This is a genomic window from Larkinella terrae, assembly GCF_009668025.1.
GTDB classification, from domain to species: Bacteria; Bacteroidota; Bacteroidia; order Cytophagales; family Spirosomataceae; genus Larkinella; species Larkinella terrae.
In genome coordinates, this window is the sequence record NZ_WJXZ01000007.1 from 253882 (window position 1) to 269836 (window position 15955).

Here is a 15955-nt window from a genome sequence, read left to right on the forward strand (position 1 = left end):
ATCTACTAATTTTGTTTCTATAATTGTTGTTTTGTTGATAATATGTCTACTTTATTTTTAAAAATAAATCGTATTAAAGAGCCTGGACCACCACTTACATTTAGTTTTGATGAGATATTTGTTTTGTGATTTCCCACGGTTTTAGTACTAATGAATAACTGACTAGCAATTTCAGCCGTTGATTTTCCCTCTGCAAGTTGCCAAACAACTTCCTTTTCGCGCTCAGTTAACTCGTTCCAGCCTGGTATTACCTGCACAGATATAGCCATTGGCAGCGAAGGTAGAAATCGTTGTCCTAAGGAAATGGATTTTAAACAGGAAGGTAATTCGTGAAAACCGCATACTAAATCGGGTTTTAAGCGATGTATATATAGTTCAAAATATTTATTATTTATTACGCTATTGTCAACTAATATTGCTAATCGGAAACGTGGGTCTACTTCTCTCAATTCACTGATTATTTCGTAATAATCCAATGATTTATCATAAATGTCAAAAAGTATCCAATCTTTATACGCTGAGTTTAGTAAACTTTTAACTTGTTTTATGTCAAATAGTAGTTGTATATTTAAAGAAACTGATTTGGCTATTTCAGTCATATATATTGCGACAAAACGACTTGAGGTAATTCCAATAACAGTGCTCATTTGGATGTGTGGTTAATAGTAAACCATAAATCTAAAATAGTATTCATTTAAAAAAAATATAGAATTATTTTCAAATAGATATTCTAAGCTAATTATTGTGCTTATTGCTTTAATGGTCTTCTAAGTATTTGATACGTAGAAGTTTAAATATTATAAATGAAATGTTAATTTTTGATAAAGATTATAAACGAGGTGACGTAAATTAAATTCTCAGGCTGGGAATATTTGAGGAGCTGGAAATTCGATAAACAACGCCTTTTATCGAACAGAATCTGGAAAGACTCGTTTAATAGGGTAACTAAACTACCTTTCTATGAAACCACTGTTAGGAACCAAGGCTAGTCCGGCGACGGTACATTTCGCTCTTTTGTTGCTGCGGATTGGTGCATCGGCTTTGATGCTGACGCATGGCTGGCCCAAATTCACTAAATTGATTACGGGAAATTTTACATTCGGCGATCCTATCGGGATCGGCAGTGCGCCTTCATTAATCCTTGCTACACTGGCCGAATTTGGATGTTCCGTTCTTATCCTCCTTGGTTTTCAGACTCGTTTGGCAGCTATTGTGCTTATGGTCAATATGTTGGTTGTTGTCTTTTTTGCCCACGGCAGCGATCCGTTTGGCAAAAAGGAAATGCCTCTGCTGTTTTTTCTAATCTATCTTACCATCTATTTTGTGGGTCCTGGCAAACATTCGATGGATGGCCGGGAAAATAAGACCTGGCCCGGTTAACGAGATAAAACCCTTATCTGTTTGAGGTCAGGATGGAAGGTTTGCGCTATAAAGGTACAATCGACAACAATTCGCGTGACGGATCAGGGTACGGAAATTCAAGCATTATAAATCGAAAAAACCGGACTCGAAGGCCCGGTTTTTCAATTTTTTGCGCAAGGTCTCAGGAGCGACTCCTAACACCATTTTAGGAATTATTTCTTTTGCCACAGATTTGGTAAAAGCCGGAAATAGAGCAGATGACGCCAGGTTCCCCAATCGTGGGCGCCATCGCCACCGACGTAATAGTCGTGCTTAACGTTGTGTTTTTGCAAAGCCTCGTGCAGCGCAACGGCCCGCAGACCAATCGTGGCTACTTCGCCGGTTCCCTGCCCAACGAGCAGGTAATCCACTTTTTTATTGATATCCGGATCGTTCAGAAATTTTGCACTGGTCTGTTCGGTATTCAGATCTCCCGAACTCAGGCAGCCGAAGGAACTGAACAGATCCAGGCAATTAAAACCGACCAGTTGCGTATGCCGTCCACCCATCGACAAACCGGCCAGTGCCCGGCCTTTGGGGTTGGTCAGCGTGCTGTAATTTTTGTCAACAAAAGGCACAATCTGTTTGCGTAATTCTTCTTCGAAGAGTTTGAACGTCAGCTCCGTATGTTTTGGGTCGCTCCGGTGAAGGACCTGGTTGTTGGGCATGGCAATGATCATCGGCACGGCTTTACCTTCCGCAATCAGGTTATCCTCGATAAAATTCGCCCGACCGTCGAGCGCCCAGGTCGAAGCCAGTTCTCCACTGCCGCCCAATAGGTATAAAACCGGATATTTTTTCTTCGGATTGTAACCGGGGGGCGTGTAGATGTACATTTCACGTTCTCCATTCAGCACATCCGAATGGTAGACGTGGCGCGTGACGGTTCCATGCGGAACCTTTTGGGCATCGTAATAAGCCGGACCATCGCCGTGAACTACCAACTGACTGTAGCCGGGTTGATCCGAAAAACCGGTGAGCGTGTTGTTTGGATCGACGACTGTCACTCCGTCGATGATCAATTTGTAGACGTAAATATCCGGTTTTACCGGGCCGACTGTCAGGGTCCAGAGCGTGTCGCTGGTTTTCTGGAACGGAATCGCTTTAGTGGATTTGAGCGCCAGCAACATCGGACCACCTGTCAGCAGCACTTCCTGAGCTCGGGGAGCCTTAAGCCGGAATGTAACCATATGGTTGTCAGTTACTTCGGGTGAAATGACATTGGCACCGAACGGATTGAGATTTTGTGTGTTTTTTTGCGGATTCCAGTCCAGATTAACGTGAGCCTGCTGTGCCCGGAGTGGCGGTATCTGAACCAGTAATAAAAGGAATAGGGACAGCCTGATGGAAAATTGTTTCATTTGGAGTTTCACGCCCTGTCAGCGGTCGCAGACCCTGACAGCGGCTTTTAAGAGTTAATAAGAGTTGCTATTTAGCCGCTGTCAGGGTCTGCGACCGCTGACAGGGTATAGTTACAGTTATATTAAATAATTGGTGATGTGTAAACTAGTCTCCAACCGCTGTCAGGGTCTCCAACCGCTGACAGGGCCGGTGTTGACAGAGTAATAAAAATAAATACTGAATATGTATTAAATACATAAAGCTTATTTTTTTATTTTTTCTCCATGGATTATAAAGAACAACTGATAGCCTTTTTCAAGGACGTCGATGCGCGGTGCATTCTGGGCCTCTCGATTGACTGTGTGATTTTTGGTTTCTATGATAATCAATTGAAAGTCTTACTGTTACGATGGAAGCAGAGCGATGAGTGGGGGCTGCCGGGTGGCTTTATCTATAAAAAGGAATCGGTGGATGTAGCGGCCCAGCGAATTCTGGAAGAACGAACCGGTATTAAAGAGCTTTTTCTGCAGCAATTCCACACCTTTGGCGAAGAGGTTCGGTACAACCGGGCCGAAATCAGTCGGAAACTGAACTGGCCGGATAATTCAACCCGTTTATGGCCCGACCGAACGGTTTCCATCGGTTACTTTGCCCTGGTCGACTTCATGAAAGTAACACCCACTGCCGACTTTTTGACGGATGAATACCGCTGGCTGGACGTTGAAAAACTACCTCCGTTGCTATTTGACCATAATCACATCATTGAAGTTGCGCTCAAAACGCTACGTGTTCAGTTGAGTTGGCAACCTGTCGGTTACAATTTGTTACCGGAAAAATTCACCATGCCGGAGTTACAACGATTGTACGAAACCATCCTGAACCGCCCGCTCGATCCCCGCAATTTTTCCAAGAAAATGCGGGCCTTGGGCATTATCGAACGGCTGGAAGAACAACGAAAAGGAGGGGCCTTCAAGTCGCCTTATCTGTTTCGGTTCGATAAAGAAAAGTATAAAAAAGCCCTCCAAGAGGGCCATTTATCGTTCAGTTAGAATCAGGAGTCGGATTTTTGGGAATTTCCCGACTCCTGAAACCGCTGTTTACGCCACTACTTTTGCCAGATTTTGGTAGCTGGTCGAAACGTTTTCGATGCCGGGGGCACCGTCCTGCTCCACAAAATAGTATTTGAGTCCGGCGGTTTTGGCCGCCTTGAAAATCCGCTTGAAATCGACGACACCATTGCCCACTTCCGTGATGGTTTTCAGATCGTCTTTTATATCCTTGATGTGCCAGAGTGGAAACCGCCCCGGCATTTCTTTAAACAAGGCAACGGGGTCTTTTCCGGCTTTTGTGGCCCAGGCCAGATCCAATTCCATCTTGACAAGTTCCTTATCCGTCTGAGAAAGAATGAGTTCGTAAGGCGTTTTGCCACCATCAACCGGATCAAACTCCGTCGCATGGTTGTGATACGCAAACGCGATACCGGCTTTTTTACAGGCTTCACCGGTTTTCTGAAATACCTCGATCGATTTGTTGATCTCGTCCAGCGTCGCAACGGGCGTGCTGGCGCAAACGAGGTAACTTAAGCCACCTTCAGCCGCGTCATCGACCAGTTGCTGGTAGTTGTCCCGCAAGTTTGGGCGTTTGGCCATAGCCGCCATCAGCGCCTGGCGGTCGGCGTTGGGTGGCGGACCGCCAGCGGGGGGAGTAGCTCCGGCCGGAGCGCCACCAACACTGGGCGGAGTTCGCGGCCGGAAAGGAGCACCACCGGCGTGGTGTGCCCGCCATTTCATGCCCAGATCATCGATGAGCGCCTTGAATTCTTTGGGTTTGAAACCGTAATAGCCTTCTTTCAAACCGCCCGCCGTTTCGATTTCTTTGTAACCAATGGCGGCTACTTTTTGCAACGTACCTTTCGGATCTTCCGCCATTAATTTGGTGATGGTATACAACTGCAAACCAATGGGGGCCGGAGCCAGAAAACCGGTCAGGGAGTTGGCCCGGGCATAAGCCGGTAAAATCAGGCTGCTGAGCGCCAGCGCACCGGAATTTTTGAGAAATTCTCTTCGGGAAGACATCGTCGTAACGGGTTTAAAACTACTTCATCGTCGGAATAAACTTAATGCTGGAGAGCGACAACAGCGGTTCGATGGCTTTGGCCTGGTCGTTTTTGAAAACCAGATACACATCGTGCTTTCCGCTGGTTTCTTTCAGATCGACTTTCAGCGGAACCGGACCGCGCGGTGTATACGAAGGCGTAGCGGTTTTTGGCTGGGCTGCCGTTCCGGTTCCGGCGGCCGGGGTGGCCCCACCGGCGGTTTGGATCGAAGTAGCGGTAGGAGCAGCGTTGGCGGCCCGGGGCTGCGCTACTTCGACGGGAATCTGACCAATCAGCTCGCCTGTAGGCGAATCCAGGTGAACTTCGACGGTTCCGCCGACACTGCCTTCGCGCTTTTGTGCCGATGCAACCAGTTCGAGTTGTTTGATGTCGGTCAAATCCAGCTTCTTATAGCCGATATACCCGTTCGAAAACGCCATCAGGCTAACACCACTTCCCATGCCGCGCGCCTTGATGTCGACGCCTTTGGTGATTTCTGCATCGGCCGGACTTACTTCCGGGTTGCGCAAAACGATCTGGCTTTCTGCCGTTTGCGAAGGGATGGTTTTGACCGGCGAATCGGTGTAAGCCGCCCGCACCAAAACCGCTCCCTTGCCGTTGTCGCCTTCCGGGATTTTGACCATATATTCGCCCTGAACCGGCAGCGTACTCAACGTTTTTTCGGTACTGTTCAGAATGTATTTGACGATCGCAGCCGCATCGCCCGCCGACATCGCCGGGTGAGCGGGCATCGCAACCTCGCCCCAGACACCGCCACCGCCGTTGATGACTTTCTTCACCAGTGGGTTGAATGCCTCGGGTTTACCTTTATACCGGTTGGCAATGTCGTTAAAAGACGGGCCTACGGATTTGGACGCGACCTGGTGGCAAACTTTACAATCGCTCTGACCAATCAAAGTCTGCGCTACGGCGAATTGCGTGGAAGCATCGACACTGCGCTGACTCTGAACGACTTCTGCGTAATCGAAACCTTGGGAGGTGTAGTCGATACTGATGGCGACCCGCGACGGTTTGATCTGGCCCGAGGCCGCATTCGATTTGGCGAGGCTACCGTCTTCTTTGTCCGTTACCTGCACCGCGTACTGGATCGGTTTGTCGGGAAAGAAAAAGGACTGGTTACCGGCCAGATTGATTGCAACAACCGGTGGTTCATTGCCCGCGATGATTTTGACCGACTGGCTATTGCTGGCGCCTTTCGGATCGCTCACGGTCAGCGTGGCCGTATACAACCCGGCTTTGTCGAACGAAACCGTTGGATTGGCCGTCGTAAACACGCGGGCCGCACCACCCGGAGCTGCCACTCTCCAATGGTATTTCAGCGCGTCACCATCCAAATCCTTACTGCCTTCCGACGATAAGGTGGCCTGGAAGGGAACCGTGCCGCCTTTTTTGCTGGCCGTCGCCTGAACGAGCGGTTTGCGGTTTCCACCGTTGTATTCCAGCCGGACCAGCCTTGAGTTGTCACTCTTGCGGAACCAGTTGCTGCCGTATTCCAACGTATACAAATCACCGTCCGGACCGAATTTCATATCAATGGGTTCAACGGGGCGGTAATTGGGCAAAACCCGCTCCATGGATTTGTAATCGCCGTTTTCATCCATCGTGATGGCCATAATCCAGCCGCGCGAGAAGTCGGTCGCAATCCATTTACCTTCGTAATACGCTGGCCAGGGCCGCTTCGGATCTTTGAAATCGGAGCGGTGGTAAATCGGGCCACCCGTTGCGCTGCGCGAACCACTACCCACCAGCGGAAACTTTTCGGAAACGCCGTAAGGATAATAAATGAACGAGGGCGCGACTGACGGCAATTCCGTCAAACCGGTGTTATTCGGCGAATTATTAATGATTTTTTTTGGATCTTTTTTGTCGAGCGGTTTATTGGTCGCGTAATCAAAAACCGGGAACGCCTGATCGTTGCCGACAAACCACGGCCATCCGAAGTTCCCCGGTTTGCGGGCCTGATTCAATTCGTCGTAACCGCGCGGTCCAATCTCCGTATCTTCGTTGGCATCGGGACCCACTTCGCCCCAATACACATAACCGGTTTTGCTGTCGATCGAAATCCGCCAGGGGTTGCGGTGGCCCATCGAATAGATTTCCGGACGGGTTTTAGCGGTTCCTTTAGCGAACAGGTTGCCGTCGGGAATGGTGTAGGAACCGTCTGGTTCGGGGTGGATTCGGAGAATTTTACCGCGTAAATCGTTCGTATTTCCGGCATGTCCCTGATCGTCCCAACTGGCGCGACCCGGCCGTTCGTCGGTTTGGGCAGCCTGCTGGTTTCCGGTATTGTTTCCGACGGTCAGATATAGATTCCCGGCTTTGTCCCAGGTCATTCCGCCACCGGTATGGCAGCAAACTTCGCGTTGGGTGGTTACTTCGATCACCACTTTTTCGGAACCTTTCACGAGCTGATCATTGACGAGATCCCAACGAGTCAAAATGTGCTTCTTCTCGGTCGGGTGTGCATAATACAGATACACCCAGTGGTTTTTATCGAAATTGGGGTCGAGCGAAAGTCCCATCAAACCCTCTTCGGCTTCGCGCGAAACACCTTCGGCACTGGTGTATTTGGTGTTGACGGGAATCGTGGCAATCAGGCTGACGGTTTTGCTGGCTGGATCGTATTTCTTGAACGCTCCTTTCCGTTCGATAATGTAGGCCGTTCCGTCTTTCAGGACTTCAAACACCATCGGTTCGTCGAGGTTGTCGGCAATAACGACCGGCGTAAACCGGCTTTCGTCCGGTTTCTGATCTTTCGGATTGTCTTGTAAGGTAAACGAAGCCAGCCCGACGAGCAGGGTCGCATTGATCAGGAAGGAGATAGGTTTAGCAATTCGTGTTTTGTATTTCATCACAGATGGTTGAGCTTACGGGAGATTTGTTGCGTTCCGATTTACAGAAAAAGTCATTCGCTGGCCAAAGGAGAGTTCTTTTTTCATTAATACATAAAACCGATCAATGAAAACAGATTCCTCTTTTGATAACGAATGACTTACTGGTAGGGCAGAAAAGGTAATAAAAGCCCGAAATTACATCGGTTTCGACTTCTTACCGACCATTTTCAGGTCAAGCGTGAACGTATCTTCAATAATCCGGTCTGCCGCCGTACCGATGATGGCCGCCCGGTATTTAATATCGTAATCCAACCGGTTAACGGTCAGTTTCGCAGTAGCCTCCACATCATCGCCCGATTGTTTAACAACCGCCGGGAACGTGATGGGTTTCGTGGTTCCTTTGATCATCAGATCACCGGTAACGTTGTAGTTGGGTTCACCGGTTTTGGCGCCGGAAATCGCTTCGACTTTAGTGATTTTGAACGTAGAGGTCGGGTTTTTCTCAACGCCAAAAAAATCGTCACTTTTGAGGTGGTTCACCACACGCTCGCTGTTTTTGTTTTCGCTGAGCGTGGTCATGTCGGCCGTAAAATTTCCCGCCGTCAGTTTCTTGCCATCAAAAACAAACTCACCTTTCGCCAGCTTAATGTTTCCGGTGTGTTCACCACCCACTTTCTTCGAGTTCCACACAATCGTACTTTGTTCAGGATCAACGGCGTACGTAACCGGTTTTGCCACTGTTTTAGCCGCACGTTTATCGGGGCCGTGCGTACCGGCGATGGTCATTAATGGGGCTGCGGTTAACAGAACGACCGCGAGAAAACCGGCAACAACTTGGTTTGTTTTCATGATAGAGAAGGATGGTTGGTTAAAATAAAAGGATTGTGCAGGACTGGCCCGAAGCCAAAACGTCGGACGGATGAGAATAGTATTCCAGGTTTCATCCGCCCGACAGATCAGCGCATCCAGGTCAGGAACAGTCAGGTATTATTTTTGACGTGGACGGCCGCCACCGGCTCCTCCACCCGCTGGTTGAGATTGTTGTTGCTGCTGGCCACCGCCGTTATCATCCCCACCGCCTTTCTGGTCGTCGTTGTTGATGGATTTTTTCCGGCGGAGGCTGAATCCTGAGCCATCGAGACTCATTTTACCCAGGCGGTACGAGAAGTTGACGCGAACACCGGCGTTATACATGCTGTTCACGCTGCTCTGGGTCAGGATGGGCGACTTGGACTCGGAACGCACCTTGAACGGGTGGTTGAAGAAGTTTTCCGCGCCAATACCGATGCTGCCCCGCTTGTTGTTGAAGTCTTTCTTGACGCCGAGGTTATAGAAGGCGAAGCTGCCCTGATACCCTTGCAGGTTGATCTGGCGTCCGCGACCGCCACCGAAGCCCTGAAGACCCCAGCCGTTTTTCAGCGTCACACTGGTGAACAACCGGCCGCCAATGACCCAACCCGAGTTGGATGCGCCGTAAACCGCGCTGGCGTTGTTGTTGGTCAGGTAGGTGTGATACAGGTCGATACCACCGCCCATTTGCCAGATCGAGAACAGCGTCACGTTTGTAAAGAGGTTTACCCCATACGCCTGTTCTTTCCCGATGTTCTGGAAACTACTGCTAATCACCTGCTGGTAAACCGGATTCACAACCGAGCCCGTGTTACGGGTCACGGTATCGCGAACACTCGTAATGGAGTTGTTGGTTACACGGGCAAACAATGTGGCATTCAGGTAGAATTTCTTAACCTGGCCGCTCAGGCCCAACTCAAAGTTATCGGTCAACTCCGGTTTCAGGAAGGGGTTACCCTGGCTGATGTTGAGCGGATTGGAAACGTTGACGTTCGGGTTCAGGAACTGGATGCCCGGGCGTTGAATCCGGCGGTTATATCCCAGCTTCACGATCTTGCCGCCTTTGATGCTTTTCGAAACGTTGACGCTCGGAACAAAAACGCCGTAGTTCGGAATCGTACTCAGGTCGCTGCCTTGCTCAGTCTGGTTGAAATGTGCGTTGATGAAGGTATATTCGTAACGACCACCGGCTTTCAGCGTCCATTTCGTTTTGGATGCGTAGGTGTAAGCCACATAACCGGCCGTGATGTTCTGGTCATAATTCAGCGTGTTAGCCTGTTGATTCGGGCTGTTCTGATAATTTTCGTTATCACCAACGGCGATAAAATATTTGTAATCGCTGTTCACGTTCCGGAAAATTCCTTTTCCCCCAAACTCCAGCAATTGGTTTTTCTTGATGGGCGTCTGGTAATCGATCTGCAGCGTCGATTCCTGGTTGGAGCTCAGGTTGTCGTTGCGCTGACGACCGGTAATCGTGTGCATGTCGGTGCCGTTCAGCAATTCCGCCACAAAGTTGTTGGTGTTGTTGTTGCGGCTGTAGAGACCCAGAACGCTCAGTTCCTGATTCGGCTTGTAGGTTTTCGTGTAACTGACGTTTGCATCAACGGTTCCGGACGTGTTTTTCGTCGCGACATTCCGGCCCGACATACTCGCCAGCAAATTCAGATACGACAGCGTTTGCAGGTTGTCCTGGAAGTTGGTCATGTTCCGCAAACCGTACCGCACCGTAGCCGTCAGCGACGTGTTCTTGTCGATATCATAATCCCAGCCGAGCTGGTAATTGCCAAACATGCCGCGCTGACGCGTATCTGCCGACTGGATGGTGGTGGTGGTTCCTACCTGTCCAACAGTGCTCTGCGTACTGTTGAAGGCCCCTTTGATGTTGTACATCGCCCGGCCAAAACCGCCCAGGTTGAAGCCCATCTTCCCCTGACGATAGCTGGCGTTCAGGTTCAGGTTCGAACTCCGGTTACCGGTTCCCATATCCACATTCATGGTGGCACCCTGCAACGTATTTTTCTTGGTTACGATATTAATGATACCGGCCGAACCTTCCGCATCGTACTTGGCAGACGGGCTGGTAATCACCTCCACCGACTTGATCATGTCGGCTGGAATCTGCTTCAGGGCATCGGCCACGCTGGTTGCCACGATGGTCGACGGTTTGTTGTTGATCAACACCCGAACGTTACTGCTTCCGCGCAGGCTGACGTTTCCGTCGAGGTCGACGCTCAGCATCGGCACTTTCCGCATGATGTCGGTCGCATCACCCCCTTTGGACGTAATGTCTTTTTCCGCGTTGTAAACCAGACGGTCCACTTTTTCTTCGATCAAAGCCGCCTGACCCGTAACGGTCACCTCACCCAGCGTGCGAACGTCCTGGGATAATTTGACGACACCCACGTTGATATCCGAACCCTTTACAATATTGATGGGAGCGGAGGTTTTATTTGAGTAGCCGAGAAACGAGTACTGGAGCTTGTACGTGCCCGGAGCAAGTTTGGATAACGTAAATTTTCCCTTGCCATCGGCCGTCGTACCGTCGATGGGCTTATTGGTTTTCGTATCTATTAGAGCGATGGTTGCATATTCAACGGGCTGGCTTGAGGTGGAGTCCATCAGGAGGCCGCTGATTTTCCCGTTACCGCGGGGCCGATCGTCGTCGGCGGTGCCGGGAATAAATGTTTTTTCTTTCTGGTCATTACCACGCTGCCCACCCATGCCCGGGCCGCGCATCCCACCGCCAAAACCGCCACCACCTCCGCCCGGAAATTGAGCGAGCGTCTGAAAGGATATCAGGCTGAATGCTACTAAAAATAAAGAGAGGGAAATTTTTTTCATGATTTCGTGCTCAGAATGCATTGAAGTTACAAAACAACAATCTCAGTTGTATTCTGGAAAATGTAATAGACTAAAGGCTGGGGAACATCGCCGGATGGCGTCTTTTCACCGATGAATCCAAACGGAACTTTTCAGTTTCCTGGTGAGCCCACTGGCCGGTTAGACAGTGGGCTCGCTGGATATTACTCAATGGAAATGGTCCGGTTTGTTACCGGCGTGGGTACGTTGGTTGAGATATTGATCTCCTGAGTTTTCGTATTGGCACCATCGGTAACGATAATTTTGTAGACTCCATCGCTCAGGGCACTGATGTCGAAGCGGGTGCGGAATGCTTTTTCGTGTTTGTTAAGCCATTGGCTTGCCTGCGTAATACCGGCTTCGTTGACGAGACGGATGGTCAGGTTAGCACCTTCCAGGTTCTGAACGATCACGTCAAGTTTCATATGGGCGGGAAAAGCAATGACCGATGTTTCAAACGGAACTTTGTCGTCCGTCGGGTTCGTGGTGGTACCGGCGAAGCTGGCAGTCGATGCGCAAAAAGCGATAAGAAGAGAAGCGATTACGGTTTTCATTGGTATGATGTTTTTTGTGGGAAATATGGAGCGCTTGTCGGGGAGCAACCGGCTGGCAGCTGACCAACGACACAAAGCAACACCAGAGAAAATTGCCCGCAAAACGCGATATACCAGTGAGTTAGAGACGTCGATTAATGGGTTGATCTGACCGATTAATGGATGAAAACCGCCGGTTTATGTTTAAAATACAAATTGAAAGGTACTAATAGGTGAAAATTGGCTATTGGTCGGGACAAGAGGGCAATTTGTCGATTCTCAAATGCGGTTTTGAAATTTGTACCGTATGATTGTAAATCGATTGACGACAATCATAGTTCGACGGCAATTCATACAATACTTTAGTCGAACCTGTATATAGGAGACAGTTAGACAAAAGAAAAAAGATGATAGATTATCTTATTAATTTTTAACCGGTTAATCGCTTATCTATTCTCTTTCTTCTTTTGTCTGAATATAGATATTATTTAATAGAGATGGTAGTTGGACAACCTGGTTTCATTTGATGCCAGGTTGTTTTGTCATTCTGGAAGAAATTATTCATCTTGTGAGTATCGCCTGAAATCCTATCATCCCATGAATTTTCTCACGTTACGCCGTAATGTTCCGGTTTTGATTCACGTATTGGCCTGGGGATTACTCGGTTTTGCCCTCCTGGTTTATCAACCGCTGAACTGGGATGTTACCTTGCCCAGGCTTTTCTGGGTAAAGCAGGGGATTTATTTCGCCTTGCTGGTTGGGGCCTATTATTTCAATACCCTCGTTCTGGCGCCCCGGTTACTCTTCCGCGACCAAACCGGTCTTTACATAGCCTCGCTGGTTGGAACAGCCGCGATGGTGTTGATTCTGCTTTTTAACATCGATACCTGGTTTGATCTGCCCGAAAAGATGTTCCGCGCGTTTCACCCGGAGGGCGGTATTCGCAAACCCCGGAATATCTGGGGCTGGAGCCAGTCGGTTCTGGTGACGACGTTTCTGATGCTGGGAATCGGTACCAGCATTGCCTCCGTTCAGAAGTGGCAGGAAGACGCCCGGCTGCGGCTCGACCTGGAACAGGCCCGGGTTAGCTCCGAACTGTCGTTCCTGAAAGCCCAGATCAATCCGCATTTTTTCTTTAATACCCTCAATAATATTTACGCCCTGACGCTCATCGACGGCGAAGCGTCGCGGGAAGCGCTGCACCGGCTGTCGCGGATGATGCGGTACGTTCTGTACGAAACCGGTAACAACACGACCATGCTGAGCAAGGAAATTGACTTTGTGCAGGACTACATCCAGCTCATGCAACTCCGGCTGACGGACAAGGTGACTGTGACGCTCGAACAGCCCAAACCGCTGCGGGATGTGCCGGTAGCGCCGATGTTGTTGCTGCCGTTTGTCGAGAATGCTTTTAAACACGGCGTCAGTGCGATGCTGCCCAGCCGGATCGTGATTAGCATTCACCAGGAAGGTTCACAGTTGGAAATGGAAGTGAGAAATACGATATTTCCCGAAAAAAATCAGTCACTCGAAGTGGGCAGCGGTATCGGCCTGACCAATACGCGTCGGCGGCTCGATCTGCTTTATCCCGAACGCTACCAACTTTCCGTGAAGGAAGATGCCCCCGCCAACGAGTACCTGGTTCATCTGAACCTGCAACTCTCATGACATTAAACTGCATTGCGGTTGACGACGAACCGCTGGCCCTCGGGCTGGTGTGTGCCTTCATCGACAAAACTCCATTTCTGACGCTGACGGGGCGTTACAGCAGTGCTGTAGAAGCGTTACAGGGGCTTCACGATCACCCGGTCGATCTGTTGTTTCTGGATATTCAGATGCCCGATCTGACGGGAATGGAACTGGCCCGCGTGCTGGAACGCAACCAGACAAGCGGCCATGCTCCCCGAATTATTTTCACGACGGCTTTTAACCACTTTGCGCTAGAAGGCTACAAGGTCGATGCGCTGGATTACCTGCTCAAACCGTTCAATTACGAAGAATTTCTGCGGGCTGCCAACAAGGCGCGGGCCTATTTTGAGCTGATTCACCGGCCCACAGTCGTGTTACCTTCCGCTCCCGAACCGGAGGAAGAATATTTGTTTCTGAAAGTGGAATACCAGTTGGTACGCATTGCGTTCAACGATATTCTCTACATCGAAGGCCTGAAGGACTACGTAAAAGTGCATTTGCGGAAGGAGCGTCCCGATACCGCACCCAAGCCCATTCTGTCGCTGACCAGCTTAAAAGCGCTGGAAGACAAGCTGCCGTCCCGGCGGTTTATGCGGGTACACCGGTCGTTTATCGTCGCTTTGGACAAAATCGAAGCCGTAACCCGCAATACCATCCAGATCGGAGCCGCCACCATCCCCGTCAGCGATCAGCACAAGGATGCGTTCAATCAATTCCTGAGCCGCTGGTCGTAGATTCGGCCGTAACCAGTTGCCGTTCAATCGTAGCTTCCACACCCAGCGTCAGCAGGTTGTTGAGGTGATCGGCTACGGCATCGGCAAAACCGGTCAACGATTCCAGATCCGTTTCCCACAGCGCCGAATCGGCACAGAGTGTCTGCACAAAATTCCGCACCGAAGCCGCATCGTGGACATCGACTTTCAGCCACATGTTGTAGAAATATTCGGCGTAATCGTCGCGGATGGGGTAGGTAATGATGCCACCGGTCGGAGTGGTGGCTTCGCCCAGGTAAACGCCTTTTTCAAACCGGACGGCTTTCATAAACCGGAGGTAAGCCGCAAAACCGAGCGCCATGCGCTGCGGAATCTGCTGCTGCTGTTCCACAAACCGCTGAATGGTCGGCAGGTTCCGGGCGCGCATTTTCGAGGTTTCGTGCAGCGTAATGCTCAGCAGCAAATGTTCGATATACGGATTGCGAAACCGGTCGAGCACGTCGGCGGCAAATTCCCGAACCGCGTCCGGATTCTCTTCCGGAATCATCCATTCGGGCAAGGTCGGCACAATTTCATGGGTAATCACTTCCTCCACAAAACGACTCATCAGCGGGTGGTTCATCATCTCGTTGACGGTTTCCAGACCGAGCAGGTAAGCCAGCGGAACGCTGATGGTATGGCCGCCGTTCAGGACGCGGAGTTTGCGCTCCCGGTAAAAATTGATATCCTCGTCGATGATCACATTCGGATCGGCTTTGGCAAACGTCAGGACGCTTTTGACCCGGTCGTCGCCCTCGATGGCCCAGAGCCGGTACGGTTCTGCCATAATCAGCAGCTTGTCTTCGTAACCCAGTTCCTGCTGCGTCTGCTGATGGGTTTCGGCATCCGGTTTTCCCGGTACAATGCGATCGACCAGCGAGTTACAGAAACGGACGTGGTATTTCAGCCACTTCATAAACAGCTTGCCCAACTCGTTATGTTTGGCCAGTTTTTCAACGATGTCGCGCAGTTTCAGCCCGTTGTCCGAAATCAATTCCGTCGGGATAACCACCAGCCCTTTGCTGCGGCCCCCACCGAAGCTCTTGAATCGTTCGTAGAGAAACGCCGTTAACTTGCCCGGGTAGGACTGGGGCGGATTCTGAAAAATACTCTCCGCGACGTACTGAATCCCGACTTCGGTCGTGTTGGAAATGATGACCTGCAACGACGGTTTTTTGGCAATATCGAGAATCGCTTTCCAGTCTTCCTTCGCCGAAAGCACGCGGCTGATGGCCGAAACCACCGTGTGTTTATCGACTGTCTGACCCTTTTGAAAACCGCGCGTGACTACCGTATACAAACCATCCTGTTCCGCAAACTCATCCGTTGTCCCGCCGGTCGATTTAACGACGACAATACTACCGTTGAAAATACCCTGCTGGTTGGCTTTATTGATGAGATAATCGGGTAAACCACGCAGCAAAACGCCCGTGCCAAATTGCAGTACGCGTTCGGGGTGGATGGTTGCCGGATGGTTCGAACGATTCAGTGATGTCATGATACTGGATAGCTTTCTCGGTTGTCTCGACGGAAATCAACTCGTTTTGTAATGTGTAAAAGTAAAGTTTAAACGCATTGGGC

General features: G+C 50.0%; 12 protein-coding genes. 4 read left to right on the forward strand and 8 right to left on the reverse strand.

Annotation, left to right across the window (positions count from 1 at the left end):
* Nucleotides 1-17 precede the first annotated feature (17 nt).
* On the reverse strand, nt 18-647 hold the full coding sequence (locus GJJ30_RS32585; RefSeq protein ID WP_310588247.1) for a response regulator transcription factor: 630 nt from the start codon (nt 645-647) through the stop codon (nt 18-20).
* 313 nt (nt 648-960) lie between these two features.
* Here GJJ30_RS32585 and GJJ30_RS13910 point away from each other — a divergent pair, with 313 nt between their 5' ends.
* The gene (locus tag GJJ30_RS13910; protein WP_154175766.1) at nt 961-1380 is read left to right on the forward strand and encodes a DoxX family protein; all 420 of its coding nucleotides are present in this window, start codon (nt 961-963) and stop codon (nt 1378-1380) included.
* A gap of 194 nt (nt 1381-1574) precedes the next feature.
* Here the strand turns inward: GJJ30_RS13910 and GJJ30_RS13915 are convergent, their stop codons facing one another.
* Complete coding sequence (locus tag GJJ30_RS13915; RefSeq protein WP_154175767.1) at nt 1575-2762, reverse strand: esterase; 1188 nt, start codon at nt 2760-2762, stop codon at nt 1575-1577.
* A gap of 264 nt (nt 2763-3026) precedes the next feature.
* Between GJJ30_RS13915 and GJJ30_RS13920 the strand changes: the two genes are divergently transcribed.
* Nucleotides 3027-3791 carry an NUDIX hydrolase gene (locus GJJ30_RS13920; protein WP_154175768.1) on the forward strand — a complete coding sequence of 255 codons (765 nt, stop codon included), beginning with the start codon at nt 3027-3029 and terminating at the stop codon, nt 3789-3791.
* 48 nt (nt 3792-3839) lie between these two features.
* On the opposite strand, the gene GJJ30_RS13925 is transcribed toward GJJ30_RS13920, so the two are convergent.
* The 5 genes from GJJ30_RS13925 to GJJ30_RS13945 all read right to left on the reverse strand — a co-directional run bounded on the left by GJJ30_RS13925 (nt 3840) and on the right by GJJ30_RS13945 (nt 11954).
* Nucleotides 3840-4817 (reverse strand): sugar phosphate isomerase/epimerase family protein, encoded by a 978-nt coding sequence (locus GJJ30_RS13925; protein ID WP_154175769.1) that lies wholly within the window; start codon nt 4815-4817, stop codon nt 3840-3842.
* Between the two features lie 19 nt (nt 4818-4836).
* Nucleotides 4837-7710, reverse strand: a complete 2874-nt coding sequence (locus GJJ30_RS13930; protein WP_154175770.1) for a PQQ-dependent sugar dehydrogenase — start codon at nt 7708-7710, stop codon at nt 4837-4839.
* A gap of 177 nt (nt 7711-7887) precedes the next feature.
* Nucleotides 7888-8541: a YceI family protein gene (locus GJJ30_RS13935; RefSeq protein ID WP_154175771.1), complete on the reverse strand. Its 654-nt coding sequence runs from the start codon at nt 8539-8541 to the stop codon at nt 7888-7890.
* A gap of 138 nt (nt 8542-8679) precedes the next feature.
* Nucleotides 8680-11382, reverse strand: a complete 2703-nt coding sequence (locus tag GJJ30_RS13940) for a TonB-dependent receptor (RefSeq protein WP_154175772.1) — start codon at nt 11380-11382, stop codon at nt 8680-8682.
* Between the two features lie 182 nt (nt 11383-11564).
* A complete protein-coding gene (locus GJJ30_RS13945; protein WP_154175773.1) occupies nt 11565-11954 on the reverse strand; it encodes a T9SS type A sorting domain-containing protein in 390 nt (129 codons plus the stop codon).
* Nucleotides 11955-12530: 576 nt separating this feature from the next.
* Here GJJ30_RS13945 and GJJ30_RS13950 point away from each other — a divergent pair.
* Together GJJ30_RS13950 and GJJ30_RS13955 are read left to right on the forward strand one after the other, a co-directional pair.
* Nucleotides 12531-13601 (forward strand): sensor histidine kinase, encoded by a 1071-nt coding sequence (locus tag GJJ30_RS13950; RefSeq protein ID WP_154175774.1) that lies wholly within the window; start codon nt 12531-12533, stop codon nt 13599-13601.
* Nucleotides 13598-14356 (forward strand): LytR/AlgR family response regulator transcription factor, encoded by a 759-nt coding sequence (locus GJJ30_RS13955; RefSeq protein WP_154175775.1) that lies wholly within the window; start codon nt 13598-13600, stop codon nt 14354-14356. Before GJJ30_RS13950 ends, GJJ30_RS13955 begins: the two co-directional genes overlap by 4 nt.
* Here the strand turns inward: GJJ30_RS13955 and GJJ30_RS13960 are convergent.
* Entirely contained in the window at nt 14328-15872 is a 1545-nt protein-coding gene (locus GJJ30_RS13960) for a tagaturonate reductase (protein WP_154175776.1), read from the reverse strand. The two genes, GJJ30_RS13955 and GJJ30_RS13960, sit on opposite strands and share 29 nt — an antisense overlap.
* Nucleotides 15873-15955: the final 83 nt, after the last annotated feature.